Source organism: Microbacterium sp. NPDC089186, assembly GCF_040685115.1.
Classification (GTDB): domain Bacteria; phylum Actinomycetota; class Actinomycetes; order Actinomycetales; family Microbacteriaceae; genus Microbacterium; species Microbacterium galbum.
Window position 1 is genome coordinate 16,920 of record NZ_JBFBHJ010000001.1, and the last position, 25,710, is coordinate 42,629.

The following is a 25,710-nucleotide window of genomic DNA, read 5'->3' on the forward strand; positions in this document are numbered from 1 at the left end:
TCACTTCACCGCCCCGGCGTACAGACCGCTGACGAAGAAGCGCTGCGCGAAGACGAACAGCAGCAGGATGGGCAGGCTCATGATGAGCACGGCCGCCATGATGTTGCCCCAGTCGGCGAGGTATTGCGCCTTGAAGTACAGCACGCCCGTCGTCAGGGTGCGCTTCGACGGGTCGGTGAGCAGCAGCTGCGGGACGAGGTAGTCGTTCCACACGCCCACGCCCTGCAGCACCCAGAAGGTCGCGATCGCCGGGCGGGCCAGCGGGAGGAAGATGCGGCGGAAGAGGGTGAAGTAGCCCGCGCCGTCGATGACCGCGGCTTCGACGATCTCCTTCGGCACCTGGCGCATGAAGGCCGCCATGAGGAAGACGCCGAAGGGCAGCGCACCCGCGATGTAGATGAGGATGACGCCGGCGTAGTTGTTGATGAGGCCGAGGTCGCGCACGACGCGGAACTGCGGCACCAGCGCGAGCTGCATCGGCAGGAAGATACCGGCCGCCAGCAGCAGGTACACGCCCGAGCCGATACGGGTGGCCTGACGCACGATCGCGTACGACGCCAGCGCCGCGACGAAGGTGGCGACGGTCATGCTGACGACCGTCAGCAGCACCGAGTTGAAGAAGAGGTTCGCGAACCCGGCATCCTGCCAGGAGGTGACGAAGTTGTCGAAGGTCGGCGCCTGCGGCAGACCGGTCGGGTTCGTCAGCACCTCGAGGTTCGGCTTGAACGCCGTGATGACGATGATGACGATCGGGTAGATCATCGCGATGCTGAGCACGATCAGCAGCAGGTTGATCGGGAGGCGGCGGGCCAGGCGGAGCAGGGACCGCGTGTCCACGCGGGGGGTGACTTGCGTGCTCATCGGTTGCCCTCCTCGGCGGCGACGCGGTTGTTGAGTCTGTTCTGCACGGCGGCGATCGCGATCAGCACGATCAGCACGAGCACGGCCATCGCCGAGGCGTAGCCGAAGTTGTTGTTGACCAGGCCCTCCTGGAAGACCTGCGTCATGAACAGCTGCGTCGAGTTGCCCGGTCCCCCTCTCGTCATCAGATAGACGGTGTCGAAGGCTCGCAGCGCGCCGTTGATCGACAGGACGAGCACGAGGCCGATCGAGGGGATCATGAGCGGGATCGTGATGAAGCGCATCGCCTTCCAGCCCCGCGCACCGTCGACCTTGGCCGCCTCGAGGATCTCGCCGGGGATGGTCGAGAGCCCCGCGAGGAAGATGACGACGTTGAAGCCCAGTCCGCTCCAGAGGTCGACGAGGATGACGCTGTACAGCGCCAGGTCGTAGTTGCCGAGCCAGTCCTGGGCGAGCCCGCCGAGACCGATGCTGCGCAGCAGCGTGTTGAACGTGCCCGAGGTGGGGTCGTACATGAAGCTCCACGTGAACACGATCGCCACGGGCGAGATGACCATCGGTGCGAAGAAGATCGCGCGGTAGATGTTGCCGAGCCGGAGCTGGCGGTGCAGGAGCACCGCGATGAGGAACGCCAGGATCGTCTGCACGATGATCTTGAAGAACCCGTAGATCGCGGTGTTGCCGATCGCCTCCATGAGCACGGGGTCGCCCGAGAAGATGCGCACGAAGTTGTCCGCTCCCACGAACTCCCACGCGCGGTTGAACCCGCGGGCGTCGGTGAAGCTCGCGACGATGACCTGTCCCATCGGATACACCGTGAAGACGGTGTAGAGCACCAGCGCGGGGGCAACGGCGATCCAGAACTTGCCCGCGGTGGAACGCCCGGTCCACAGGCGCGCCTTCAGCGAGCGCGTGGTCACCGCCTGCGTCGCGGTGGGGTCGTCCAGGGCGAGGACCCGCGGGTCCTCGACGCGTGTGCTGCTCATAGCGTTCCAATCGAGTCGGAAGAGGGGATGACGACGGTCACGCCCCGGGCGGGCACATCGATGCGCCCGTCCGAGACCGGGGCGCGGCGCCCGTCGAGGTCGTCGGTCTCGGCCGCGCCGAGACCCGACAGGTGAAGCGACAGGGGTTCGTCGTCGTAGGTGGCCACGACGACGGCGCGGGTGCCGCCGGCCCCCTCCCACACGGTGAGGAGGTCGTGGACCGTGCCGTCGGGGCGGTGGGCGACGACGTCGTGGTCGACGACGAGGCGCCCGTTCCAGAGCAGGTCGCGGTGGCGCTCGCGCAGCGCGTCGGCCGCGCGGGCGAGGGCCACGGTCGCGGGCATGTCGCCCGGTCGACCCTTGAAGTTGTACGGCTCGAGGCTCATCGCGTACCCGTAGAGAAGGCACTGCGCGACCATCGAGCGGTCGTCGAACCCGGTGAGCGCGGTCACGATGCGGGCATCGGGACGCAGCTGTCGGCCGAGCGGGCGGTGCGTCGGCGAGGCGCTGCGGAAGTACGACACGTCGTAGTGCGCGAACTGGTCGTCGTACGCGCCCTCGGCGGCGATGACGAAGGTGTCGGCGCGGTCGCCGAGCCCCGCGCGGATCTCCTCGACGACGTCGGCATCCCACGTGAACGCGCTCGCGCCCACCGGATGCCCGTGGTCGTCGGCGAAGCACAGCAGCGCACGACCGTGATAGAGCGACTCATCCGCCAGGATGCCGTCGGCCCCCCACGCGGCCATCTCGGCGACCTCGTCGGCGAAGCGGCGGCGCAGCGCCTCGACGCCGAAGCACAGCGGCACGTACCAGGGGGTCGCGATGCCGTAGCGCTTGCGCGACGAGTGGTACACCGGACCGGGCTGCGCATAGGGCTGCCCGTTGACGTCGCGCGAGACGAAGGGCTCGAGCTCGTCCCACAGCGGGCCGGGCTTCTCGACCCAGACGTACTTCACATAGAGCACGGTGGCGATGTCGAGCTCGCGCGCGCGGTCCAGGGCGCGGCGAAGACCGTCCTCGCCGCCGAGCTTCGCGGCGGGCCGGTGCTGGGGCACGAGACCGTCCTGACCGCCTTCGTTCCAGCCGACGATCTGGATCGCGCCGATGCCCTCGCGCGCGCACTCCTCGATGATGTCGACGAGGGCGTCGAAGTCGTAGCGGGGTTCACCCTCGGTCGACATGAGCTGCACCTGCAGCCACGAGCGCGGCTCTTGGAGCCAGGATGCCGCGCTCCACCGGGTCGGCTCCTGCGTGGGCAGGTAGGCCGCGAGGCCGTCCTGCCACTCCCCCGCGTACGGCGCGAGAGCCATTTCGGGAAGCGTGACCTCGGTTCCGTCGCCCTGGGGGAAGTGGATGGCGTCGAGGGTGACGGCCGCGTCGTCGGCCGCGGTGCGGCGCAGGCTGTCGGCGAAGCCCGGGACGAGGCTCGCGCGCCAGCCGATGAAGTCGAGGGTGCGGGCAGCGGGCTGCACCGTGAGCCCGCCCGTCTCGCTCGCGAGCACGACGAAGGGCGACGTCGGCGTCCCCACCAGCTCGGGGCGCAGGTTGCCACTGGCGTAGTCGGGGTACAGCGTTCCCCAGTAGGGGGCGTTGGAGTCGAACACCGGCAGCAGCGATACGCGCGTCCCCGTGGAGTAGTCGACGCCGCGGAGTTCGAGTGCGCCCTCGACCGGACGGATGCCGCCGAGCGAGGGGAAGCGGACGGCCTCGACGCCGCCGGAGTCGAGGTGGAACGACAGCGACAGCCGCAGCACCCCGTCGCGCACGCGCGCCCCGACGACGATCTCACCCGTGAGGCGCTCGCCGGCGGAGGTCACGGGATCGCGCCACACCAGGCGCAGCGCCGTGTCACCCTCCCGCTCGACGTGCGTCAGCGTCTGAGCGGCCGTCTCGACGACGACCGTGCGGTCGCCTCCCCGCGGGATCTCGATCACGAACAGCGACGGACGCCCGCCCGCGAGGAGCGCGAGACCGGTGTTCGGGCCGTCGAGAGCGCGCAATCCGCCCGTCTCGGGGTCGAACGTCGCGGTGGTGCGATCGTCGGCGATCGTCAGCAGGGAGGTCACAAGCACATCCTCGTTCTCGTTGTGTAGCCATACTACATGTTCTGGTCGATACTGCCGCTGCGGATGCAAAATCCGTCGCTGACTTCGCTGTTTCACGTAGCTGCGCTACCGCCCGAGCGGGTGGCATCCCCTCCCGCGCGGGTTTGGGGCGCGTTCTACCGTTTGGGGCGGAGAATCACTCGCCCCGAACGGAGAATCGCGCCCCGAACACGACATGACGGAGGCGGATGCCACGGGTACCGGCTCGACCGGCGACCCGTCGCGTCTCAGTCGGCGTTCGCGCGGACCTCGACGAGCGCCGCATCGAGCTCGGTGATCACGGTGTCGACGTCCGCGCGGCCCGCGATGAGGTTCTGCATGCCCACCAGGAGCGTCTCCTGCAGCTGCGGGTGCGCGGGGATCACGACGGGGCGGAAGGTCTTCCCCTCCCACGCCGCCGTCATCGCGGGGAAGAGCGGGTCGTTCGCCGAGACGTCGATGCCCTCGGTCGTGGGGAACGCCTTCACCGAGGTGAGGAAGTCGGTGTACACGTCATCCTGGAAGAAGAAGTCGATGAAGCTCTCGGCCGCCTCGACGCGATCGTTTTCGGGGTTGATCCCCCACGCGACGAGGTAGCTCCCCCACATGTCGGCGACATCGGCGTCCAGCGTGGGGAAGTTCATGTAGCCGGGCTCCACCCCCGCCGCTCGCGCATCGGAGAGGATCCAGGTCGCGGGGAACATCGCCGCCTGACCGGTGAGGAAGGCGGACTTCGCCGCCGACTGGTTCGTCCCGAGCGGATCGGGCATGTACGCCGGGACGAGGTCCTTCACGACCTCGAGCGACGCGGCGTAGCCGGGGATGTCCGCGAAGGTCTTCTCCCCGGCGAGCAGCTCCTCGATCGCGCCGGGATCGTCGGGGAACACGTGCTGCGCCATCGCGTAGTAGGCGACGAACTGCGGCCACCAGCTGTCCTGCGCGCTCATCGCGAGCGGCGTGATCCCCGCCGCCGAGAGCTTCTCGGCCGCGGCCGTGAGCTCGGTGTAGGTCTGCGGCACCTCGGTGATGCCCGCCTTCTCGAACAGGGCGGTGTTGTAGATGATGCCGTTGCCCGACTGCGAGATGGGCACGGAGTACGCGGCATCCCCGTCCGCTCCCCGACGGGCTTCCTGCGCCGCCGCGTCGTCGAGCCGCGAGAAGAAGTCGGCGCCCGAGAGGTCGGCGGCGAAGCCGTCGCGCACGAAATCGGTGAGGTTCTTCGGGTCGAAGCCGTAGACGTCGGGGCCGGCACCGCCGGAGAGGCGCGTCTTGAGCACGTTGTCGTAGTCGTTCGTGTTGACGAACTCCGCGTTCACGGTGATGCCGGGGTTCTCGGCCTCGAACGCGTCGATGACCGTCTCGTACGCCTTCTGGGTGTCGCCCCCGTCGCCCCACATGAGGAAGCTCAGGGTGGTCTCGTCGCTCGCGGCGGACTGGCATCCGGTGAGGGATGCCGCGGCGAGTCCGGCCAGGGCGGTGGCGGCCGCGGCCGTCAGGGGAAGGGAGCGGGGCATGAGAGCGCCTTTCGAAAAAGGAACCGCCTCGCCCGGCATCTCCCGAGCGAGGCGGTTCGGATGTTCAGCGGTTGTTGGCGCGGTACTGCTCGAGCGCGAGGTCGAGGTCGCCCAGCACCTGTTCGGTGCTCTTCTGCCCACTGATGATGTTCTGCAGGCCCACGAGCAACGCGTCCTGGATGCTCGGATCGGTCGGCGAGAACGCCGCCACGAAGGTCTTGCCCTCCCACGCGGCCTGCATGTCGGGGAAGAGCGGGTCGACGTCGGCGCCGATCTCCACGCCCTCGGTGGTCGGGAAGAGCTTCACCTTGTCGAGGAACGTCTTGTAGGTGTCGTCCTGGAGGAAGAAGTCGAGGAACTTCTGCGACGCGGCGAGCTTGTCGTCGCCGTTGTTCGGGTTGAGGCCGAAGCGCACCTGGTAGGTGCCCCACAGGTCGTCGGAGGGCTGGTCCACCGTCGGGAAGTTCATGTAGCCGAGGTCCAGGCCGGCCTCACGGGCGTCGGAGAGGATCCAGGTGGCGGGGAACATGGCAGCCTGGCCGCCCAGGAACGCCGACTGCGCGGCGGTCTGGCTCGTGCCGACCGGGTTGGGCATGTAGTACGGCGTCAGGTCGCGCACCACGTCGAGCGACTCCGCCCAGGCGTCGCTCTGCGAGAACGTCGTCTCACCCGCGGCCATCTGCTCGCCGAGCTCCTCGTTCGCCCCGTGCTCCGCGAGCGCGTAGTAGACGATGAACTGCGGCCACCAGTTGTCCTGCGCGCTCATCGCGAAGGGGATCACGCCGGCGTCGGAGAGCTTCTTCGAGTCGACGAGGAGCTCGGAGTAGGTCGTGGGCGTCTCGGTGATGCCGGCCTGCGCGAAGAGCGCCTTGTTGTAGATGATGCCGTTGCCCGAGAGCGAGATCGGCAGGTTGTACGTGCCGCCCTCGCGCTGGCTGTCCTTCGCCGCCTCCGGGGTGAGCTTGGAGAGATAGCTCTCTCCGCCGTCGGAGAGGTCGGCGGCGAAACCGTCGTCGACGAACGTCTTGATGTTGCCGAGGTCGAAGCCGTAGATGTCGGGCCCCGCGCCGCCGGAGAGGCGGGTCTTGAGGATGTTGTCGTAGTCGTTCGTGTTGAAGAACTCGGCGTTCACCGTGATGTCGGGGTTGGCCTCCTCGAACTTCGAGATGACGTCCTCGTAGGCGGTCTGGGTGTCGCCCCCGTCCCCCCACATCAGGAAGCTGAGCTCGGTCGGGCCTCCGCTCGAACCCCCGGCGCACCCACTGAGCGCGCCCACCGCCGTCAACGTCACGGCTGCGATCGCCGTGTGCTTCAGCCACTTCGTCATGGCTCGTCCCCTCATCTTCAGTGATCGCCGGTCACGCCGCTGCGACCGGAGTACGTCGGTAGCGATACTACACAAAAGGGGAGTGAATGCCACCTGATTCGAGATAAACGGGTTGGATTGCAGATCAATCGCTAGTCAGACTACGCAGACGCCGCCTCCGGCTAATAGGGTGTCGCCTCATGGACTTCCCCTCGACGCCGATCGGCCGCCGACTGACCATCAACACCATCGTGCGGCGTCACCAGATCGAAGCGACGCGCGACCGCTCCCTGTGGGAGGACGAGACGCCGCTGCACTCCGCCGCCCTCGTCGAGCGCTTCTCCGACGCCGTGCGCAGCGCGGTGCCCGACGCGCGGCTCACCTGGGCCCTGTCGTGGGGAGCGCTGACCGACGACTCGCCGCGCTACCGCGACATCCGGCGCACCCTCGCGCGGATCGCGACGGAGCACGGCGACGACGTCACCTTCGTCCCGGGCGGCTTCTTCGCGAATCTGTACGGCTCGCGCGACGAGGTGGCCCGAGACATCTCGGATGCCGTCGACCTGCTGCACGCGTCCTTCGACCGGGCCACCACTTCTCTCGTCGCCGGGTTCCTCGCCGCCGAGAACATCTCCCGCGCCCGGGATCTCGGCATCCGCACCGTGCAGGGCAACATCTGGAGTCAGTTCGACATCGACCTCCAGGACGGCGACGGCTCGCTCGCGTACCCCTACTACCCCTCCCGGAACCACTTCCTCGTACCCGGCCGCGGCGATGACCGCATCGACGCGGTGCAGCTCGACGGCTGGACGGTCGACCTGGTCGCCGCCCGTACCGCGGGCATGTCGTCCGAGTACAACTCGCGGCTGGGGCTCGGCCCCATCGAGACGCTGCACCGCCTGCCGCGCGCGGACGCGCTGAGAGAACTGGATGCCACGAGCGAGGCGCACCTGAACGAGCGCAACGTCGCGCGCAACGGCCTCGGATGGCTGACGGTCAACTACGAGATCAGCGAGGTCGCGCGCGGGCTCGAGCACGATCCCACGACGCTCGACGCCTGGGCGGGCTGGCTCGGGGGCCTTCGGGAGCGGTGGAGCGACCTCGAGGTGACGACGATCGCCCGGTTCGGCGACGAGTGGCGCGCCCGGCACGCCGACAACGAGCACCTCGCCTACCTCCTGCAGCAGAGCGGCAGCGGCGTCCAGGCGTCGCGCGCGGGAGAGACGGTGACGTGGTTCATGTGCGCCGACTTCCGCCTCGGCGTCGTCCAGGTCGGCAACGCGGTCGAGGTGTTCGACTTCACCTCCTACGCCGGCGCTTTCGCCGAGCCCGCGGAGCGCGGGGACCGTCGATGGAGCCTGCTGGGCGAGATCAACCAGAAGCAGACGCGGCCGCAGGATCGCCCCGTGGCCCTGGCCGCCTTCCTCGCGCAGCACCCCGACGTCGACGCCGCCCTCGACCGGCGTTGGGGCGATGCTCCCGAACTCCGCGCGCTGCGGGACGCCGCGTGATCGCGGTCGCCGACCTCACCGTCGAGCACGCCGTCGACCCGGTCGGCGCGCCGGCCTCGCCGCGCTTCGGGTGGAGCCTGCGGTCCGACTCCGACGGCGTGCGGCAGCTCTCGTATCGCCTGAGCGTGCGGGCGGGCGGCAGAACGCTCTGGCAGAGCGGTCTCGTCGCGTCGGACCGCAGCGTCGACGTCGTCTACGACGGCCCGCCGCTGGCGTCGCTGCGTCGGTACGAATGGAGCCTCGTGGTCACCACGACGGTCGGCGACGCGGCCGCGACGGGGACCTTCGTCACCGCCGTCCTCGACGACCGGTGGCACGGTGCGTCCTTCATCGGCGCCGCCGACGACGGCGCGGCCGCCCCGCTGCTGCGCACCGAGTTCGAGGTGGATGCCGCCCCCGACGAGGCGTACCTCGTGGTCGCGGCCGGGGGCCTCGCCCACGTCGAGATCGACGGTGCGGTGCCCGACGCGAGCGTCCTCGGGCCCGGCTTCACCGACTACGAGGTGAGCGCGCAGTACACGGTGGTCGACGTGACCGCGCGGATGACCCCCGGTCGTCACGCGATCGGCGTCGAGCTCGGCCGCGGCTTCTTCGGCATGCGCGGGCGCAACACGTGGAATTGGGAGACCGCGCCCTGGCACGCCGATCCCTCCGCGCGCCTGCTGCTCGTCCTGCGCGACGCCCGCGGCGAGCGCGTCATCGTGAGCGACGCCGCGTGGAGGACCGCCGCCGGCCCGACGCGCTTCGACGACCTCTACGCGGGTGAGGACTACGACGCCCGCCTCGAACAACCCGGGTGGAGCACCGCCGGGTTCGACGACGGCGCGTGGGCCGCGGCCCGCGAGGTCGAGGGGCCGCGCGGAGTCCCCATCCCCCAGCGGCAGCCGCCGATCATCGAGGGCGAGCTGCTCGAGCCGACGCGGGTGAGTCAACTCGACGAGGGACGCTGGGTCGTCTCCTTCCCCCGCGTGATCGCGGGATGGGTCGAGGTGGACGCCGCCGCGGACCCCGGTGCCGAGATCGAGCTCCGCTTCGGCGAGAGCCTCCGCGCCGACGGCACGCCCAACTACGACGACGAGAAGGGGTACTTCGACGGGCGGTTCCAGACCGATCGCGTGACGCTGGCGGATCGGCCGCTGCGGTGGCATCCGCGATTCACGTGGCACGGGTTCCAGCACGTCGAGGTGCGCGCCCGCCGCCTCCCGGCCCTGCGCGCGCGCGTCGTGCACACGGAGGCCCCGCGCACGGGCCGCTTCGAGACGTCGTCGCCGATGCTGAACACCTTGCACGAGCTCACGGTGCGGACGATCCTCAACAACCTCCACGGCATACCCACCGATACGCCGAAGTACGAGAAGAACGGGTGGACCGGCGACGGCATGGTCGGCGCCCGGATGATGCTGCTCAACCTCGACACGCACGAGCTGCTGGCGAAGTGGGTCGCCGACATCGCGGTATCCCGCCACGGCGAGGGTGCGCCCGAGGTGATCGCCCCGCACGGCGGGTGGAGCATGGACTGGACGCCCGCGCCCGCGTGGCACTCCGCGCTGCTCCTCGTGCCGTGGGACATCTACGCGTTGCGGGGCGACGCGCGCGTGCTCGCGGACGTGTGGCCCGACGCCCGCGACTATCTGCGGTTCGAGCTCGCGCGGGGCGTCGACGGTCTCTTCGACACGACCCTCGGCGACTGGGTGAGCCCTGAGACCGATCCGGGCGGCGGCAACGCCCCCGAGGACACCCGGGTCGCGGCGACGGCGTTCGTCATCGCGATGTGCGACACCGCGGCTGCGATCGCGCGTGTGCTCGGCCACGATCCGGGCGAGTGGGAGCGGGCCGCCGCGGCCTCTCGCGCCGCGTTCGTCGCGGAATTCTGGGATGCCGAGACCGCCGAGCTGCGCGGCCGAGGAGACGCCGGATACCGCCAGGCGCACACCGCGCTGGCCCTGGCCTTCGACATCCTCCCCGCGGCCGACCGACAGCGCGCGGCCGACCGTCTCGCCGCCGACGTGGTCGCGCGCGGACACCATCTGTCGACCGGGGCTCTCGCGACGAAGCACCTCCTCCCGCAGCTGACGCGTTTCGGTCACGCCGACGTCGCCGTGGCCGTGGCGCTGCAGGCGACATTCCCCAGCTGGGGTTTCTGGGTCGAGCGCGGCGCGACCTCGCTGTGGGAGCACTGGAAAGAGGAGTCGCGCTCGCGCGGGCACTACTTCCTCGGCACGATCGAGGACTGGTTCTACGCGGACGTGGCCGGGCTGCAGGCGGTCTCGCCGGGGTGGCGCGACGCGCGGATCGCCCCGCGCGTGATCGGCACCGCGCTGTCGTCGGCATCGGCTGCCGTGCGGACCCCGTACGGCGAGCTGTGCGTGCGGTGGCGCGTCGAGGGCGGCGAGGTGACGCTGTCGTGCGAGGTGCCGATCGGCATCCGCGCCGAGATCGAGCTGCCGGGGTTCCGCCGCCGGGTCGAGGCCGGGAGGCACGAGGTGCGGGTGGCGCTGGACTGAGGGCGAGGCGAACCGACTGACGAGGAGGTCCCGGTTCGGCCGCGAACGCGATCCGCGCAGGAACACGCGGTCGGGCGGCTGATCGCCGGCTCGGGTCTGACGGTCGCCGCGCTTCCGGTGGCGGTCTGGAGTGCGGCGGCGGCGTCACCCACGCCGAACAACGCCGTCCACCACAGCGATAAACGCTCCCCGTGCTGAGAAACGGTCTCTCCGAGCGTTTCTCGACACAGGAAGCGTTTATCGGCAGCGGGCGGGTGGGCGCGCGGGCGGCGCGGGCCGCTCGACGGCTCACCAGGCGGAGTAACCGCCGTCGATCATCACCACCGAACCGGTCATGTACGACGCGGCATCGGATGCCAGGAAGGCCACCAACGATCCGATCTCCTCGGGGGCCCCGAGCCGCCCCATCGGCGTGCGCCGCACCCAGTCGTCCCACCACTCGTCGGGGACGCCCTGCTTGGTCAGGTCGGTGCCGACGTAGCCGGGGGCGACCGCGTTGACGCGGATGTTCTGCTCGGCGAACTCGATGGCCAGCGACTTCACCGCCAGGTGCACGGCGCCCTTCGACGCGTTGTACGCGGCCTGGCGCTGAGGTGCGTTCGCGAGCTCGCCCGACATCGAGCCGATCGCGACGATCGATCCGCCGCGATCCTGCATGTGGCGGGCTGCCTCGCGGGCGCACCAGAAGGTTCCGGTCGCGTTGACGGCGAGCACGCGGTCCCAGGTCTCGCGCTCCAGCTCGAGGGAGGGCTGGTGGTTGGCGATCCCCGCCGAGGTCACCAGCACGTCGACGGACCCGAGGCGCTGCGCGACGTCCGCGAAGGCGGCTTCGACGGCGGCGGGGTCGGTCACATCGAGGTGCACGTACGACACCCGACCGTCGGGGAAGGAGGATGCCGCTTCCGTCCCGGCCTCGTCGAGGACGTCGGCGATCACGACGCGCGCACCGAACTCCACGAGGGCGGTCACGACCGCGAGGCCGATCCCCCGCGATCCTCCCGTGACCACCGCGACGCGATCCGTCAGCTCCAGCCGTTCCCGGTACATCATCGTCCCCCTTCGGCACTCCACCATGGAGCGCGAGTCCGCTAAGATGTAGCCATACTACATGGAAGGAGCTCGCGATGACCCTCGACGTCGAGCAGGCCAGCGAAGAGTCCACCGACACTCTCCTCGAGCGCATCACCCGGCAAGTGCCCCACCTGCGCCGTTCCGAGCAGAGGGTCGCCGCGATCGTCCTCGACGACCCCGTCAGCGCCGCGCAGTTCACGATGGCGGGTCTGGCCGAGGCCGCCGAAGTGAGCGAGCCCACGGTCATGCGCTTCTGCAGCTCCGTGGGGTGCGAGGGGTTCCAGGACTTCAAGATCCAGCTGGCGCAGACCCTCGCCCTCGGTCTCCCGGTGACGCACTCGTCGATCACCGCCGACGACTCCCCGGGCGATGTGGCGGAGAAGATCTTCGACCACACCATCTCGAGCCTCGACCGTGCCCGGCGCACCCTCGCACCGGCGGCCGTCGAGAAGGCGATCGCTGCGATCCTGGATGCCAGCGACATCCTCTTCGTCGGCTTCGGCGCGAGCGGCGTGATCGCTCAGGACGCGCAGCAGAAGTTCCCCCTGTTCGGCGTGCCCTGCCAGGCGCCCGAGGACTTCCACCAGCAGTTCATCGCCGCCACCATGTCGGGCCCGCGCAGCGTCACCGTGGCGATCTCGAACACGGGCCACACCGAGCAGACCCTCACCGTCGCGCGCGCCGCGCACAAGGCCGGCGGAACCGTCATCTCGCTCACCGGGCGCACGAGCCCCCTGTCGGAGATGGCCGACGTCCCCCTGATCGTGCGCACGTTCGAGGACACCGACGTCTACACGCCGTCGACGAGCCGCCTCGCCGGCCTCGTCGTCATCGACATCCTCGCCACGGGCGTCGCCCTGCGCCGCTCCCCCGAGCACACCGCGGCCGTGCGGCGCATGAAGAGCGAGCTGGCGGCGATGCGCCAGTCCGACGACACCGGCGAGGACCCGTCGTGACCGCCACGGTCCTGGTGACCTCGCGCTCGTTCGGCTCGGGGGCGTTCGACGCCGCGGGGGCGCTCGCCGACGCCGGGTACCGGCTCGTCCGCGCCGGCTCCGCGCACCGGCTCGACGAGCTCGCCCCCCTGCTGGCCGAGGCGGACGGGTGGATCGCCGGAACCGGCCCGGTCACGGCCGCGCACCTCGAGCTCGCGCCGCGGCTGCGCGGCATCGCGCGCTACGGCGTGGGCGTCGACAACGTCGATCTGGTCGCCGCCGCCGCGCGCGGCATCCCCGTCACGAACACGCCGGGTGCGAACTCCGCCGCCGTGGCCGAGCACACCCTCGCCCTGCTGCTCACCGCTCTGCGCGGCATCCCGGCCGCCGACCGCCGGGTGCGGGCGGGCGACTGGTCGGGCCGTTCCGCGCGCGAGCTGTCGGCACTCACGGTGGGAGTCGTGGGTCTCGGGCGCATCGGCCGCCTCGTCATCGAACGGCTTCGGGCGTTCGGAGCCACCGTCCTCGGTGCCGATCCCTGGGTCGATCCGTCCGACCCCCTGTTCGAGAGCGTGCAGCGCACCGATGTGGCGGAACTCGCGAGCCGCTGCGATGTCGTGACACTACACGCGCCCGGAGGGCAGACGGTGATCGACGAGCGCTGGCTCGCGACCGACGAGCGCCCCGTGCTGCTGGTCAACACCGCGCGCGCCGACCTCGTCGACGAGGAGGCCGTGGCGCGCGCCACGCGTCGCGGACGCGTGATCGCGTACGCCGCCGACACCCTCGCGACCGAGAATGTGGGCGAGACGGGGTCGCCCCTGCTGGCCGACGATCTCGCCGACCGCGTCGTGCTGACCGCGCACCTCGGGGCCCAGACGCGCGAGGGCGTCGATGGGATGGGGCGCATGGCGGTCGCCGACATGCTGGCCCTGCTGCGCGGGGCGGCCCCCGCGCACCCCGTGCCCGCATGACTCCCTTCGTCCGGACGGCGATGGGCGACGTCGCCCCCGAGACCCTGGGGCGCGTCGACTACCACGAGCACCTGTTCCAGGTGTCGCCGCTCCTGCCCGGCGACGACCTCGACGACGAGGACGCCGCCCTCGAGGAGACGCGCCAGTTCGCGGCATCCGGATTCGAGACGATGGTGGATGCCACCCCCCTCGGCCTCGGGCGCCGTCCGGCGGCCACGCGGCGCATCGCCCGGGCAGCCGGGGTGACCGTGGTGCTGACGACCGGCCTGCACCGCCGCGAGCACTACCGCGACGACAACCCCCTCCTCGACGCGGGGGTCGACGACCTCGCCGCGGCGTTCGAAGCCGATCTCGTGGCGGGGGCGGCCGAGCCGGGCGGCGAGCGCGACCCGGCGGTGCGCGCCGGCGTGCTGAAGGCGGGCCTCGGCTACTGGCGCATCGACGCGCACTCCGCCCGCACGATCGAGGCCGTCGGTCGCGCCCACGCCGCGACCGGCGCTCCCGTCATGGTGCACCTCGAGCACGGGACGGCGGCGTTCGAGGCCCTCGCGGCCCTCGATGCCGCGGGGGTCGCGGCCGACCGCGTGGCCCTGGCCCACATCGACCGCAATCCCGACCCCGTGCTCCACGCCGAGCTCGCGGCCACGGGCGCCTACCTCGGCTACGACGGTCCCGCGCGCGCCCGGGAGCACCCCGACGCGGTGATCCTCGACTGCCTCGTGCGAGCGGCGGAAGCCGGGGCCGCCCGCCGCATCCTCCTCGGCGGCGACGTCGCCCGCCGCACGCGGTACGCCGCATACGGCGGCATCCCGGGTCTGCGCTACCTCGGCGAGCGCTTCGTGCCGCGCCTGCGTCGCGAGGGCGGGGGCGACCTCGCCGACGCCGTGCTCCGGCGCAATCCCCAGGCCTGGCTCGCCTGGCGCTGACGACCGCGTACCCGGGCCGCGCTCCGTTGGGGGGAGCACGGCCCGGGGACGGCGTCAACGCAGCGCGGGCCGTGCGACGGGCACGAGGTCGTTGGCCGAGCGCAGGACGGGCGCGCGGCCGAACGCCTCCGCGTCGAGGCCCGCGGGGGCGTCGATGCGGAAGACGGCCGACTCCCCCGGGAGCAGGGTGACGAGGGCGCGATCCACGCGCGCCGCGGGGTGCACCCGGTCGACCAGCAACGTGACGTCCTTCGCGACCGCGCGCGCAACGGCGGTCGCTTCGTAGCCGCCGTCGACGGCCCGCACCGATACCGACACGGGTTCGGGGTCGAGAGCGAGGGCGGGGTCCTCGGCGAAGAACCAGAACGCCCGTCCGCCGCCCGGCAGCTCCGCGACGAGCACCTCCTGCGCGGCGTCCTCGGTGGTGCGGAGCTCCTCGGGCACCTCCAGGAGTGCCGCCGAGCGGGCGGCGACGTGCACGGGTCGTTCGACGCGCGCCCTCTCGACCCCGTCGAGGGTCAGGCGACGCAGTGCGACGGTCCCGGTCCACTCGTCGTCGTGGTCGTCGTGGAGCGCGAGCGCGAGACCCTCCTCGTGCGGCTGGAACGATGCGAACCGGTCGGCGAACACGGCGCGCAGGGCGTGCCACAGCGGCTTCCGCTGGCCGTGGGAGTCGACCGCCGCCCACGAGATGACCGGCCAGCAGTCGTTGAGCTGCCAGACGATCGCCCCCTGATTGAGGGGGTGCAGCGACCGGAAGTGCGCGATGCCGAACGCCACCGCGCGGGCCTGGTTGAGCTGCGTCGCCCAGTGCCAGTCGTCGATCGTGCGGGGCGCGGCGATGTGGGACCCGAGCCCGCGTTCGAGCTTGCCGTTGCCGTCCACGGCCTTCTGATGCACGAGCATCAGGGGACCGTAGGGATCGGCGGGCTCGTCGTGCACGACCGAGAAGAGCGTCGACCACGCCGGCGGGCCCTGGAATCCGAACTCCGACACGAAGCGCGGGCGGTAGTCGCGGTAGACGTCGTAGTCGACCTGGTTCCACACGTCCCAGATGTGCGTGGTGCCATGCGCGGGGTCGTTCGGGTGCACGTACCTGCTGAACCCGTAGGGACTCCCGGGCGAGTAGGGGGTCGTGGGCGCCAGCTCGGCGACGACCCCGGGGAACAGCTCCTGGTAGTACCCCTCGCCCCACGTGGCACCGCGCAACCGCGGCCGCCACTTCCAGTCCACCCAGCCCCAGATGTTCTCGTTGCCCCCGTTCCACACCACGAGGCTCGCGTGCGGGGCCAGGCGCGTGACGTTGTCGCGTGCCTCGGCGGCGAACTCGTCCCACAGCTCGGGGTCCTCGCTGTACGCCGCGCACGCGAGGAGGAAGTCCTGCCAGACGAGGATGCCGTTCTCATCGGCGAGGTCGTAGAAGTCGTCGGACTCGTAGATGCCGCCGCCCCAGACGCGCAGGAGGTTCATGCCGGCGTCGGTCGTGTCGCGGAACCGCTCGGCGAGCCGTTCGCGGGTGATGCGGGAGAAGAAGGTGTCCTCGGGGATCCAGTTGGCCCCGCGCACGTAGACGCCGCGGCCGTTCAGCCGCACGACGAACGGGGCGCCGTCATCGTCGGGGGTCGTGTCGATCTCGACGGCACGGAAGCCGATGCGCTTCTCCCAGCGGTCCGGCCCGGCCGTGACGACGAGCGACGACAGCGCGGGCGCGCCGTATCCGCGCGGCCACCACAGCTCGGCATCCGGGATCACCGCCTCCAGCACGGCGCTCGTCGCCTCCGCCGCGACGACCGCCTCGAGGACGCTCCCCGCGACCTCGGCGCGCACGGCCACCTCGCCCGCGGCCTCGCGCTGCACCTCGACCTCGACGCGCAGGCGGCGCGGGTCGCCGCCGACGCCGGTCTGGGGGCGGACGGCGGCCAGACGGCATCCGCTCCACGCGTCGATGCCGATCAGGCGCCAGATCCCGCTCGTCACCAGCGCGGGGCCCCAGTCCCACCCGAAATTGCACGCCGACTTGCGGATCGCGTTGAAGGGATGCTCGTACGAGTGCGGACGTTCCCCGAGCACGGCCTCGCGCTCGCGGGCGTACGCGATCGGCGAGGCGAACTCCACGCGCAAGCGGTTCTCGCCCTCGCGCAGGATGCCGTCGACCCGCCAGCGGTACGTGCGGTGCTGATTGCGGGTCCGGGCGATCTCCACACCGTTCAGGGTCACGCGGGCGACGGTGTCGAGGCCCTCCGCGACGAGGTCGTGCACCGTCTCCCCGTCCGGGCTCCAGGTGAAGGTCGTCTCGTACGCCCAGGCGTTGTGCCCGATCCACGCCAGCAGCGCCTCGTTGTCGTCGACGTACGGGTCGGGGATGAGACCGGCGGCGAGGAGGTCGGTGTGCACGACGCCGGGCACGGTCGCGGGGATCGGATGCGCGGGGATCGCCGCGAACGACGCCGGGACGTCGCCGCCGGCGTGGTGGAGCATCCACCCGTCGGTGATTGCGGAAAAGCTCATCCTCCAGAAGTAGCACAACTACCTGTAGCAGCCCCATGTTGGCGTCCCGAGACGGGGAATTGCCTCCTCGTGCACCTTTCTTGTAGTCTCACTACTCAGCGACCGTCGCGGTCGCGCGTGAAGGAGATCCACTGATGTGCGCCGCTGCACGACCGGCCGAACCCGCCCGACTGTCGGTGGATGCCGCCCGCGGGCTGCTCGACGGACGGTCCGAGAGATACGAGAAGCGTCTCGGCGACCTCGCCGGGGTCTACCGCGACGGGGCCGCGTTCGTCGAAGCGCTCGGCCGCGATACCGGCGAGCCCGTGTACTGGGTCGAGAGCAGTACGCCCGAGACCGGGCGGGGCGCTCTGACGATCGGGCTGAGCGTGCTGCGTCCCGGCCGCATCGGCGACGAATTCGCGATGACGCGCGGGCACCTGCACGCGCAGTCCGAATTCGCCGAGCTGTACTACGGCCTGTCCGGATCGGGCGTCATGCTGCTCGAGTCCGTCGACGGCGAGTCGCGCGCGCTGCCGATCGGCCCCGGGGTCGTCGTGCACGTTCCCGGCGGATGGGTGCACCGCAGCGTCAACGTCGGCGACGACACCCTCGTCACCCTCTTCGCCTACGCCACCGAAGCCGGTCAGGACTACGGGCTCATCTCCGACGCCGGCGGGATGCAGCAGCTCGTCGTCGCCGACGGCTCCGGGTGGACCACCCGGGCCAACCCCGACCACGGGGGCTACCGTGCCTGACGCAGACGCCGTCCTGGGCGACCTCGCCCGCCACATCGACATCAGCTGCGTCCAGGCGCAGCACGATCGCGACGACGTCGACGAGCTCGCGCGGCGCGCGGTGGCGGGCGGCTTCGTCAGCGCCCACGTGCTGCCGAACTGGCTGCCCCACCTCCGCGACCGCCTCGAAGGGAGCGCCGTGCTCGCCGGCTCGCCGGTCGCCTTCCCCAGCGGCGGCGCGACCACCGCGACCAAGGTCGCCGAGGCGACCGAACTGCTCGAGCTCGGCGCACAGGAGCTCGACGTCGTCGTCGCGATCGGGCGCCTGCGCTCCGGCGACGGCGCATACGTGGAGCGCGAGCTCGCCGCGGTCGCCGAGGTCGTCGACGGCCGGGTTCCGCTGCGCGCGATCCTCGAGGTCGGGCGCCTCGACGACGACGACATCCGCCGCGGCGTCGACGCCGCCGTGGCGGCCGGCATCCCGTGGATCAAGACGGGAACCGGATGGTCGGGCGTGCCCACCTCGCTCGCCCACATCCGCCTGATCGCCGAGCGCGCAGCCGGCCGCGCCGCGCTGAAGGCGGCCGGCGGCATCCGCGACATCGACACCGTCCGCGAGATGGCCCGGCTCGGGGTCACCCGCTTCGGCATGAACGCCGACGCCGCCCTCATCGCCGTCTCGGCCTCGAAGGAGAAGCCATGACCTTTCCCACCCTCACCGCCGAGACGCTGCGTCCGGCGACCGCGCCGACGCTGTACTTCATCGGCGTCACCACGGGTCGCTCGTCCATCCAGCACGTCTTCCCGCTGTGGGCCGAGCACCTCGGACTGACGGATGCCGTGCTGCAGGGCATCGACCTGCCGCTGCACGCGCCCGCCGAGGACTACCGCCGCGTCGTGCGCTTCGTCGCCGAGGACCCGCTGAGCCTCGGCGCTCTGGTGACCACGCACAAGATCGACCTGTACGCCGCGTGCCGCGATCTGTTCGACGAGGTCGACCCGTTCGCCTCGCTCATGGGCGAGACGAGCTGCCTGTCCAAGCGCGACGGCCGGCTCGTGTGCCACGCCAAGGACCCCATCTCCAGCGGACTCGCGCTCGAGGCCTTCCTGCCCGACGGGTTCTGGGCCGGCGGCCCGGCCGACGCGCTGCTGCTGGGGGCGGGCGGCTCCACCATCGCCATCAGCTGGTACCTGTCGCAGCGCGAACGCGGGCTCGATCGCCCGGCCCGCATCGTCGTCACCAACCGCTCGGCCGGTCGCCTCGACCACCTGCGCGAGATCCACGCCTCGCTGCCGACCGACACCCGGTTCGAGTACCACCTGACCCCCACCCCCGCCGACAACGCCCGCGTGCTGGCCGACCTGGCGCCGCGGTCGCTCGTCGTGAACGCGACGGGCCTCGGCAAGGACGCCCCGGGCTCGCCTCTGCCCGATGACGCGGTCTTCCCGCAGGACGGCGTAGCGTGGGACCTCAACTACCGCGGGGACCTGGTGTTCCTCGACCAGGCTCGCGCGCAGTCCGATGCCCGCGCCCTGCGCGTGGAGGATGGGTGGATCTACTTCGTGCACGGATGGACGCAGGTCATCGCCGAGGTGTTCGACATCGACATCCCCACCTCCGGGCCCGCTTTCGACCGGCTGAGCGACCTCGCCCTGGCCACGCGCTGACCGATGGGGCCGCTCGCTCTCGCCCTCGACCTCGGCACCGGGGGCTGCAAGGCCTCGCTGTGGTCGGCGGACGGCCGGTCGCTGTCGGAGACGGTGGTGACCTACACCACCTCCCACCCCGCGCCGGGTCGCGCCGAACAGCGACCCGAGGACTGGTGGGATGCCGTGACCGCGGCCACGCGCACCGTGCTGGCGGAGGTACCCGGCGCTCGTGACGCCGTGATCGGCATCGCGCTGTCGGGGCAGAGCCTGGGTGTCGTGCAGGTCGACGCGCGCGGCGGACTCGTCTCGCAGACGACCCCGATCTGGTCGGACACCCGCGGCCGCAGCGCCGACGTCTTCGAGCGCATCGACGAGGACGCCTGGTACCTGCGCACCGGCAACGGCTTCGGCGCCGCGCTGTACCCCGTGTTCAAGGCGCGGACGATGCAGCGCGAGGACCCCGAGCAGTGGTCGCGCACCCGATGGCTGCTCGGCTCGAAGGATTGGATCACGCTCCGCCTCACGGGTGAGATCGCCACCGATCACTCCATGGCATCCGGCACCGGCGCCTACGACCTCACCACCGGTACGTACGACGACGAGGTCCTCGACGCGACGGGCATCGACCGCTCGCTGTTCGCTGCTCCGCGCGAGGCGGCCGAGGTCGTCGGCACGCTCCGCCCGGAGGCCGCCGAGGCGCTCGACCTTCCCGCGGGGGTCGCCGTGCACACCGGCGCGGTCGACAACGCGGCGATGGCGCTCGGTTCCCGCGGAACGCGGGAGGGTCGCCTCTACGCGGCGCTCGGATCGTCGAGCTGGATGACGGTGACCTCCCGCGCGCCGGTGGTCGACGTCGTCACCCGCCCCTACGTCTTCCGCCATGCCGTTCCCGGCCTGCACGTCAGCGCGCTGTCGACCTTCAGCAGCGGGACGACTCTGACGTGGCTGCGCGACCTGCTCGCGCCGGGCGGCGACATCGGCGAGGTCATCGACCGCGCCGACGGCAGCCCCCGCGGCGCGCGCGGGGCGGTCCTCGTGCCTACGCTCGCGGGCGGCACGCCGCTCGAGGGCGGCAGCGGCGTGCGCGGCGCGCTCACCGGTCTCGAGCTGGGCACCGGCACCGCCGACCTCGTCCGCGCGTGCCTCGAGGGCGTGGCCTTCGCCCTCGATCGGAGCCTGCGCCACATCCGCGCGCTCGGCGGTCTGCCCGGCGACGCCGATCTGCTGGTGTCGGGCGGCGGCAGCCGGTCGCCCCTGTGGAACCGCATCTACGCCGACGTGCTCGGCACCCCGCTGCTGCGCACCTCCGTCGACCAGCAAGCCGCCACGCTCGGCGCTGCAGCGCTCGTCTTCGTCGGTTCCGGCACGTGGAGCTCGTTCGACGCCGTCGACGACGCGCACGAGGAGCTCGAGCGCATCGTCCCCGACCCCGCCGGCGTCGCCGCCTACGACGCGCTCCGCGAGCGCTTCGCCGCCGCGTCCGACGCCGCCGCCCTGTTCGCCCGAACCCTCCCCGCGAAAGAGACCCCATGACCTCCCTCCCCCTCGTCGTCATCACCGGCGCCAGCTCCGGGATCGGCGCCGCGACCGCGCGCGCCTTCTCGGCCGCCGGCCACCCCCTGCTGCTCATCGCCCGCCGCCTCGCGCCGATGGCCGCCCTCGAGCTGCCGGATGCCGAGCTCGCCGAGGCCGACGTGACCGACACCGCCGCCGTGTCCGCCGCCCTCGCCCGCGCCGAGGAGCGCTTCGGCCCGGTCGACCTGCTCGTGAACAACGCCGGCCTGATGGCGCTGTCCGCGGTGGCGGAGCAGGACCCGGCGCTCGTGCAGGAGCAGTTCGACGTCAACTGCGTGGCCCTGGTGAAGAACTCGCAGCTCGTTCTCCCCGGTATGCAGCAGCGCGGCCGCGGCACCATCGTCAACATCGGCTCGATCGCGGGCAAGCAGCTCTACGACAACCACGTCGTCTACAACGGCACCAAGTACGCCGTCCACGCCATGACCGAGGGCCTGCGTCGCGAGAACGCCGCCCACGGTGTGCGCGTCCTGCTCGTGGCGCCGGGCATGGTCGACACCGGCCTGCTCGGCAACACCGGCGAGGGAGACGTGCTCGAGGGCTACAACGCGTACAAGAAGAGCATCGGCGGGGGTCTCGTGCCCGACGACATCGCCGCGGCGATCCTCACCGCCTACCAGCAGCCGCAGCACGTGAGCTTCCGCGAGATCGTCGTGGCGCCCACCTCGCAGGACGCGTGAGGTGACGACCATGCTGAACGGCAGCCGCATCGTGCCCGTCGTCGTGCTCGACGACGCCTCTTTCGCCCCCGACCTCGCCGACGCCCTGGCCGCGGGCGGCATCCCGTGCGCCGAGATCACCCTGCGCACCCCCGCCGCCCTAGAGGCGATCCGCGCGATCGCCGGCCGCTCGGACTTCGCGGTCGGAGCCGGCACCGTCACCACCGTCGCCCAGGTCGACGCGGCGGTCGACGCCGGGGCGACGTATCTCGTCTCGCCCGGCTTCGACGACGCCGTCGCCGAGCGCGCCGCCGCGCGCGGGGTACCGCTCGTGCCCGGTATCGCGACGGCCACCGAGATCCAGCGGGCCGTGGCCGCGGGCCTGGACCACCTCAAGGTCTTCCCGGCCGCGGCCGTGGGCGGCCCCGCGGCCCTGAGGGCCTTCGCGGGTCCGTTCCCCGACGTGCGGTTCCTCCCCTCCGGCGGGGTGTCGGCGGCCAACGCGGGCGAGTACCTCGCGCTGCCGTCGGTGTTCGCCGTCAGCGGGTCGTGGATGGTTCCCGCCGCCGCCCTGTCTGCCCGGGACGCCGAGACCGTGCGCGCGCTCTCGGCGGAGGCCACCGCGGCGATCGGCGTCCCCGCGGCCTGAACCCCGTTCCGCGCCCTCTCGCGCGCCGACGCCCCGGCACGCGAGAGGGCGCATCGGTACGCCCACACGCCCGCCGCGTCCCGTCGAACACGTAGCTTAACTACCTTCACTACCTCGCGAAACGCGGCCTCTTCCGCGGCATTCCGCCACTTGCGTCCTCCACGATGAACGCATAGCCTCGCTCTCGTCACCCCCGGCGTAGCAGGACTACATTCTTACGTGGCTCCTCGCGCCATCCCCGCATCAATGGCGATAGGAGATCCCATGAGTCGACGGCGCACAGCCCTCGCCCTCACGGCGGCGACCAGCGTCGTCGCCAGCGCCCTGCTCCTCCCGACCGCGGCGTCCGCGGCCGACGAGCAGCGCACCGTCACCGTCCACCTCGATCAGACGGTGCAGGAGGACTACCTCGGCGTCGGCGTCAACGTCATCCCGTGGAGCCTGCTCGAGGGCACGACGAAGTACGGCTACGACGACGCCGACTGGGAGGTCGACGTCGAGCGCATCCAGACGCTGCGGCCGAAGGTGGCGCGCGTGTGGTTCCAGATCGACTGGATGGAGCTCGAGAAGGGGCAGTACGACTTCGAGAGCCCCGAGATGCAGGCGTTCTATCGCTATCTCGACGCCTTCAAGAACGCGGGCACCGAGATCGAGCTGAACTTCGGATGGAAGGTCGGCGAGCGCGTCCACGACTGGTTCACGATCCCGGGCGCCCCCGACCCGTACATCTCGGCACCGGCCGACCTGCCGGCCTACGGCGCCTCGGCGTCCGCGCTGCTGCAGAACCTCTTCGACCGCGGTTATGACAACGTCGACTACCTGACGTTCTACAACGAGCCCAACGGCAGCTGGGACTTCTGGGCGCCCGGCGACGAGAAGGCCTACTACGCCGATATGGCGCGCGCCGTGAGCGACCGGCTGACGGCCGACGGCCTGCGCGACGACGTGCAGATCTGGGGCCCGGAGGAGGTCAACGCGGTCGCGTGGACCCAGTACATGGCCGAGAACGCCGGCGATGTGTTCGACCAGTACTCGTTCCACCTGTACGGCGAGTCGTACGACGCGATGGGGGATGCCATCGCCCAGCGTCGCGCGGTGATCGGCGACGCCCCGCTGAACCTCTCGGAGATGGGGTGGACCAACCCCGGCACGAGCGTGTGGGAGACCGGGTACGCCAACTACATCGTCCGCAGCGCCAACGACGGCGTGCACTCGAACCTCATCTGGCAGCTCAACGGCGTCATGACCGGCGACCCCGCCGGCGACACGAACGGCTCCTACAACCTGTGGGATTCGCTCATCCTCGGCCTCGCGCCCACGGCCGCGTTCTACGAGGCCGGACCGTTGATGCGCTACGTCCCGGCGCACAGCACCGTGCTCGGCACCGAGGTGTCGGATGACGACGTGCGTGCCACGGCGTTCCGCGCTCCGGACGGCGAGTTGACGGTTCTCGTCGAGACTCAGGAGGGTGCCTCGAAAGACGTGCGCGTACAGTTCGAGGGCGGCGACGCCACCGACGACTTCACCCGCATCCCCTACACCGATGCGATCGCGCAGCCCGAAGACAACGCGCTGCTGCCGGCCTCGACCGGCACGCTCACGCCCACGGGCAACGCCTTCACCGACGACACCGTCGGCGCCGAACACAGCTACGCCATCTACACCACGGCGCCGGCGGCCACGCAGGTCGCGATGACCCCCGTGCGCTCCGAGGTCGCCGGCGGCGGCCAGGTGCAGCTCGACGCGAGCGTGATCGACGGCACCGGCACGCCCACCTGGTCGGTCGTGGGCGACGACAACGGCAGCGTGGATGCGAACGGCGTCTTCACCGCTCCCGCGGTCGACACCGAGCGCAGCGTCGCGGTGCGCGCCACCCTCCCCGACGGGGAGTACGGCGTCGCCCTGGTCGAGGTGACCCCGGCGAGCACGGCGGGCGTCACCGACGCCCCGGTGTTCAGTCTGCCCGGCGGCATGTACCCGTCCATCGAGGCCGTGACGATCACCAGCGGCACTCCGGACGCGCAGATCTACTACACGACCGACGGCAGCGAGCCCACGGCATCCTCCCCCGCGTACACCGGGCAGATCTTCCTCGAACCGCTCAAGACGACCTATCTGCGGGCCGTCGCGATCGCCCCCGGCGACAGCGCCTCGGGCGTGACGTCGCGGCTGTACAAGGTGCTCGACGTGCAGAACGCACCCGACGGGTACGCGTTCTGCCAGTACGCCGACGGCGGCACATGCGTCTTCGACGGCGAGGCGAACGTGGCCTTCGGCTCCGCGGGACAGTTCGTGTTCGGCACCTTCACCGACGGCGTCGAGTGCACCGTCGCGTCGTTCGGCTCCGACCCGAACCCGGGCGGCGACAACCGGTGCTTCGTCAACCCCGACGTGTCGGAGGAGCCGCCGCTGGTGAGCATCCTCAACGCCGGGTTCGAGCGTCCCGCGACCGGCGGGACGGCGAACGGTCCGATGGTGAACGGCTGGACGTTCAGCGCCCGCGCCGGCATCCAGCACAACAACAGCGTGTTCGTCCCCGCCTCGCCCGCCCCGCAGGGCGAGCGCACCGCGTACCTGAAGAGCGACTCGGGGCTGGCGAGTCGCATCGACCAGACCGTGGTGTTCCCGGCCGGCACCTACGCGATCACGTTCGCCGCGGCGAACCGCGTCGGCTTCGGCGGGCAACAGGAGTTCGACGTGCAGGTCGACGGGCAGACGCTCGGTCACTACGTCCCGGTGGGCGGCGACTACCGGTACTACGAGACGGAGCCGTTCACCGTGACGCAGGGCGAGCACACGATCTCGTTCGTGGCGACCACCACCGAGGGCGACAACACCGGATTCGTCGACGACATCCGCGTGGTCGCCGCCGACGACACCCCGTCCGACACGACGGCCCCCACCGTGACGGTCAAGCAGGGTGCCGAGTTCACGCAGGGCACGGCCGAGGCCTACGACAAGGCGAGCTTCAAGCTGTACGACGCCGGCAAGATCGATCGCGTCACCATCAACGGTGTCGTGAAAGACCTCGTCGACAACGAGTGGTCCGACGTGAACTTCGTCGCACCGGGCGTCTTCGGCGCCGTCTCGGGCGACAACACGATGGTCGTGCAGGATGCCGCCGGCAACACCACCACGGTGGAGTTCCGCCTGCGCTGACCTGCGCTCGCTCGGAGCCCGCTCGCGCCTCGGCGCGGGCGGGCTCTCGCGCGACGACCCCTCGCCGGGGAGGTCGTCGGAGGAACGCCGTCAGGCCCGGCCGCTGTCAACGCCCGCGCGCC

General features: G+C 71.2%; 19 protein-coding genes. 12 read left to right on the top strand and 7 right to left on the bottom strand.

Annotated elements, in window-relative coordinates; translation table 11 throughout:
* From AB0N82_RS00075 to AB0N82_RS00095, 5 genes are all read right to left on the bottom strand, one after another.
* Window positions 1-861: a carbohydrate ABC transporter permease gene (locus AB0N82_RS00075; RefSeq protein WP_315993448.1), complete on the bottom strand. Its 861-nt coding sequence runs from the start codon at window positions 859-861 to the stop codon at window positions 1-3.
* Window positions 858-1,847 (bottom strand): sugar ABC transporter permease, encoded by a 990-nt coding sequence (locus AB0N82_RS00080; protein WP_315993449.1) that lies wholly within the window; start codon window positions 1,845-1,847, stop codon window positions 858-860. The genes AB0N82_RS00075 and AB0N82_RS00080 overlap by 4 nt, the downstream gene beginning before the upstream one ends.
* A complete protein-coding gene (locus tag AB0N82_RS00085; protein ID WP_363386671.1) occupies window positions 1,844-3,913 on the bottom strand; it encodes a DUF6259 domain-containing protein in 2,070 nt (689 codons plus the stop codon). The genes AB0N82_RS00080 and AB0N82_RS00085 overlap by 4 nt, the downstream gene beginning before the upstream one ends.
* A gap of 266 nt (window positions 3,914-4,179) precedes the next feature.
* A complete protein-coding gene (locus AB0N82_RS00090; RefSeq protein WP_363386674.1) occupies window positions 4,180-5,445 on the bottom strand; it encodes an extracellular solute-binding protein in 1,266 nt (421 codons plus the stop codon).
* 64 nt (window positions 5,446-5,509) lie between these two features.
* On the bottom strand, window positions 5,510-6,772 hold the full coding sequence (locus AB0N82_RS00095) for an extracellular solute-binding protein (protein ID WP_363386677.1): 1,263 nt from the start codon (window positions 6,770-6,772) through the stop codon (window positions 5,510-5,512).
* Between the two features lie 179 nt (window positions 6,773-6,951).
* On the opposite strand from AB0N82_RS00095, the gene AB0N82_RS00100 reads away from it, so the two are divergent.
* Together AB0N82_RS00100 and AB0N82_RS00105 are read left to right on the top strand one after the other, a co-directional pair.
* Complete coding sequence (locus AB0N82_RS00100; RefSeq protein ID WP_363386680.1) at window positions 6,952-8,262, top strand: DUF3863 domain-containing protein; 1,311 nt, start codon at window positions 6,952-6,954, stop codon at window positions 8,260-8,262.
* The gene (locus AB0N82_RS00105) at window positions 8,259-10,766 is read left to right on the top strand and encodes a family 78 glycoside hydrolase catalytic domain (RefSeq protein WP_363386683.1); all 2,508 of its coding nucleotides are present in this window, start codon (window positions 8,259-8,261) and stop codon (window positions 10,764-10,766) included. Before AB0N82_RS00100 ends, AB0N82_RS00105 begins: the two co-directional genes overlap by 4 nt.
* Before the next feature lie 288 nt (window positions 10,767-11,054).
* Here the strand turns inward: AB0N82_RS00105 and AB0N82_RS00110 are convergent, their stop codons facing one another.
* Window positions 11,055-11,816, bottom strand: a complete 762-nt coding sequence (locus tag AB0N82_RS00110; protein WP_315993455.1) for an SDR family oxidoreductase — start codon at window positions 11,814-11,816, stop codon at window positions 11,055-11,057.
* 74 nt (window positions 11,817-11,890) lie between these two features.
* Here AB0N82_RS00110 and AB0N82_RS00115 point away from each other — a divergent pair, with 74 nt between their 5' ends.
* The 3 genes from AB0N82_RS00115 to AB0N82_RS00125 are packed head-to-tail and all read left to right on the top strand — an operon-like array spanning window position 11,891 to window position 14,672.
* Complete coding sequence (locus AB0N82_RS00115; protein ID WP_315993456.1) at window positions 11,891-12,793, top strand: SIS domain-containing protein; 903 nt, start codon at window positions 11,891-11,893, stop codon at window positions 12,791-12,793.
* Window positions 12,790-13,746 carry an NAD(P)-dependent oxidoreductase gene (locus AB0N82_RS00120; RefSeq protein WP_363386687.1) on the top strand — a complete coding sequence of 319 codons (957 nt, stop codon included), beginning with the start codon at window positions 12,790-12,792 and terminating at the stop codon, window positions 13,744-13,746. The genes AB0N82_RS00115 and AB0N82_RS00120 overlap by 4 nt, the downstream gene beginning before the upstream one ends.
* Window positions 13,743-14,672 carry an aryldialkylphosphatase gene (locus AB0N82_RS00125; protein ID WP_363386690.1) on the top strand — a complete coding sequence of 310 codons (930 nt, stop codon included), beginning with the start codon at window positions 13,743-13,745 and terminating at the stop codon, window positions 14,670-14,672. The genes AB0N82_RS00120 and AB0N82_RS00125 overlap by 4 nt, the downstream gene beginning before the upstream one ends.
* Window positions 14,673-14,726: 54 nt before the next feature.
* Here the strand turns inward: AB0N82_RS00125 and AB0N82_RS00130 are convergent, their stop codons facing one another.
* Window positions 14,727-17,180, bottom strand: coding sequence for a glycoside hydrolase family 2 protein (locus AB0N82_RS00130; protein WP_363386693.1), 2,454 nt, complete (start codon window positions 17,178-17,180; stop codon window positions 14,727-14,729).
* Between the two features lie 134 nt (window positions 17,181-17,314).
* On the opposite strand from AB0N82_RS00130, the gene AB0N82_RS00135 reads away from it, so the two are divergent.
* The 7 genes from AB0N82_RS00135 (at window position 17,315) to AB0N82_RS00165 (ending at window position 25,588) form a co-directional block, all read left to right on the top strand.
* On the top strand, window positions 17,315-17,917 hold the full coding sequence (locus AB0N82_RS00135) for a glucose-6-phosphate isomerase family protein (RefSeq protein WP_315993460.1): 603 nt from the start codon (window positions 17,315-17,317) through the stop codon (window positions 17,915-17,917).
* Window positions 17,910-18,599 carry a deoxyribose-phosphate aldolase gene (gene deoC, locus AB0N82_RS00140; protein WP_363386698.1) on the top strand — a complete coding sequence of 230 codons (690 nt, stop codon included), beginning with the start codon at window positions 17,910-17,912 and terminating at the stop codon, window positions 18,597-18,599. The genes AB0N82_RS00135 and deoC overlap by 8 nt, the downstream gene beginning before the upstream one ends.
* Window positions 18,596-19,564, top strand: coding sequence for a shikimate dehydrogenase (locus AB0N82_RS00145; protein WP_363386701.1), 969 nt, complete (start codon window positions 18,596-18,598; stop codon window positions 19,562-19,564). The genes deoC and AB0N82_RS00145 overlap by 4 nt, the downstream gene beginning before the upstream one ends.
* A gap of 3 nt (window positions 19,565-19,567) precedes the next feature.
* On the top strand, window positions 19,568-21,079 hold the full coding sequence (locus AB0N82_RS00150; protein ID WP_363386704.1) for an FGGY family carbohydrate kinase: 1,512 nt from the start codon (window positions 19,568-19,570) through the stop codon (window positions 21,077-21,079).
* Window positions 21,076-21,801 carry an SDR family oxidoreductase gene (locus tag AB0N82_RS00155; RefSeq protein ID WP_363386707.1) on the top strand — a complete coding sequence of 242 codons (726 nt, stop codon included), beginning with the start codon at window positions 21,076-21,078 and terminating at the stop codon, window positions 21,799-21,801. The genes AB0N82_RS00150 and AB0N82_RS00155 overlap by 4 nt, the downstream gene beginning before the upstream one ends.
* A 10-nt stretch (window positions 21,802-21,811) precedes the next feature.
* Complete coding sequence (eda, locus tag AB0N82_RS00160; RefSeq protein ID WP_363386710.1) at window positions 21,812-22,429, top strand: bifunctional 4-hydroxy-2-oxoglutarate aldolase/2-dehydro-3-deoxy-phosphogluconate aldolase; 618 nt, start codon at window positions 21,812-21,814, stop codon at window positions 22,427-22,429.
* Window positions 22,430-22,693: 264 nt separating this feature from the next.
* Window positions 22,694-25,588, top strand: coding sequence for a chitobiase/beta-hexosaminidase C-terminal domain-containing protein (locus AB0N82_RS00165; RefSeq protein ID WP_363386713.1), 2,895 nt, complete (start codon window positions 22,694-22,696; stop codon window positions 25,586-25,588).
* Window positions 25,589-25,710 lie beyond the last annotated feature (122 nt).

Bases quoted from the DNA above. Each gene is read 5' to 3' on its own strand.
- AB0N82_RS00115 (WP_315993456.1), top strand. From the start codon at position 11,891: ATGACCCTCGACGTCGAGCAGGCCAGCGAAGAGTCCACCGACACTCTC.
- AB0N82_RS00150 (WP_363386704.1), top strand. From the start codon at position 19,568: ATGGGGCCGCTCGCTCTCGCCCTCGACCTCGGCACCGGGGGCTGCAAG.
- AB0N82_RS00100 (WP_363386680.1), top strand. From the start codon at position 6,952: ATGGACTTCCCCTCGACGCCGATCGGCCGCCGACTGACCATCAACACC.
- AB0N82_RS00145 (WP_363386701.1), top strand. From the start codon at position 18,596: ATGACCTTTCCCACCCTCACCGCCGAGACGCTGCGTCCGGCGACCGCG.
- AB0N82_RS00080 (WP_315993449.1), bottom strand. From the start codon at position 1,847: ATGAGCAGCACACGCGTCGAGGACCCGCGGGTCCTCGCCCTGGACGAC.
- AB0N82_RS00110 (WP_315993455.1), bottom strand. From the start codon at position 11,816: ATGATGTACCGGGAACGGCTGGAGCTGACGGATCGCGTCGCGGTGGTC.
- AB0N82_RS00125 (WP_363386690.1), top strand. From the start codon at position 13,743: ATGACTCCCTTCGTCCGGACGGCGATGGGCGACGTCGCCCCCGAGACC.
- AB0N82_RS00135 (WP_315993460.1), top strand. From the start codon at position 17,315: ATGTGCGCCGCTGCACGACCGGCCGAACCCGCCCGACTGTCGGTGGAT.
- AB0N82_RS00095 (WP_363386677.1), bottom strand. From the start codon at position 6,772: ATGACGAAGTGGCTGAAGCACACGGCGATCGCAGCCGTGACGTTGACG.
- AB0N82_RS00130 (WP_363386693.1), bottom strand. From the start codon at position 17,180: ATGAGCTTTTCCGCAATCACCGACGGGTGGATGCTCCACCACGCCGGC.
- AB0N82_RS00075 (WP_315993448.1), bottom strand. From the start codon at position 861: ATGAGCACGCAAGTCACCCCCCGCGTGGACACGCGGTCCCTGCTCCGC.
- eda (WP_363386710.1), top strand. From the start codon at position 21,812: ATGCTGAACGGCAGCCGCATCGTGCCCGTCGTCGTGCTCGACGACGCC.
- AB0N82_RS00090 (WP_363386674.1), bottom strand. From the start codon at position 5,445: ATGCCCCGCTCCCTTCCCCTGACGGCCGCGGCCGCCACCGCCCTGGCC.
- AB0N82_RS00155 (WP_363386707.1), top strand. From the start codon at position 21,076: ATGACCTCCCTCCCCCTCGTCGTCATCACCGGCGCCAGCTCCGGGATC.
- AB0N82_RS00165 (WP_363386713.1), top strand. From the start codon at position 22,694: ATGAGTCGACGGCGCACAGCCCTCGCCCTCACGGCGGCGACCAGCGTC.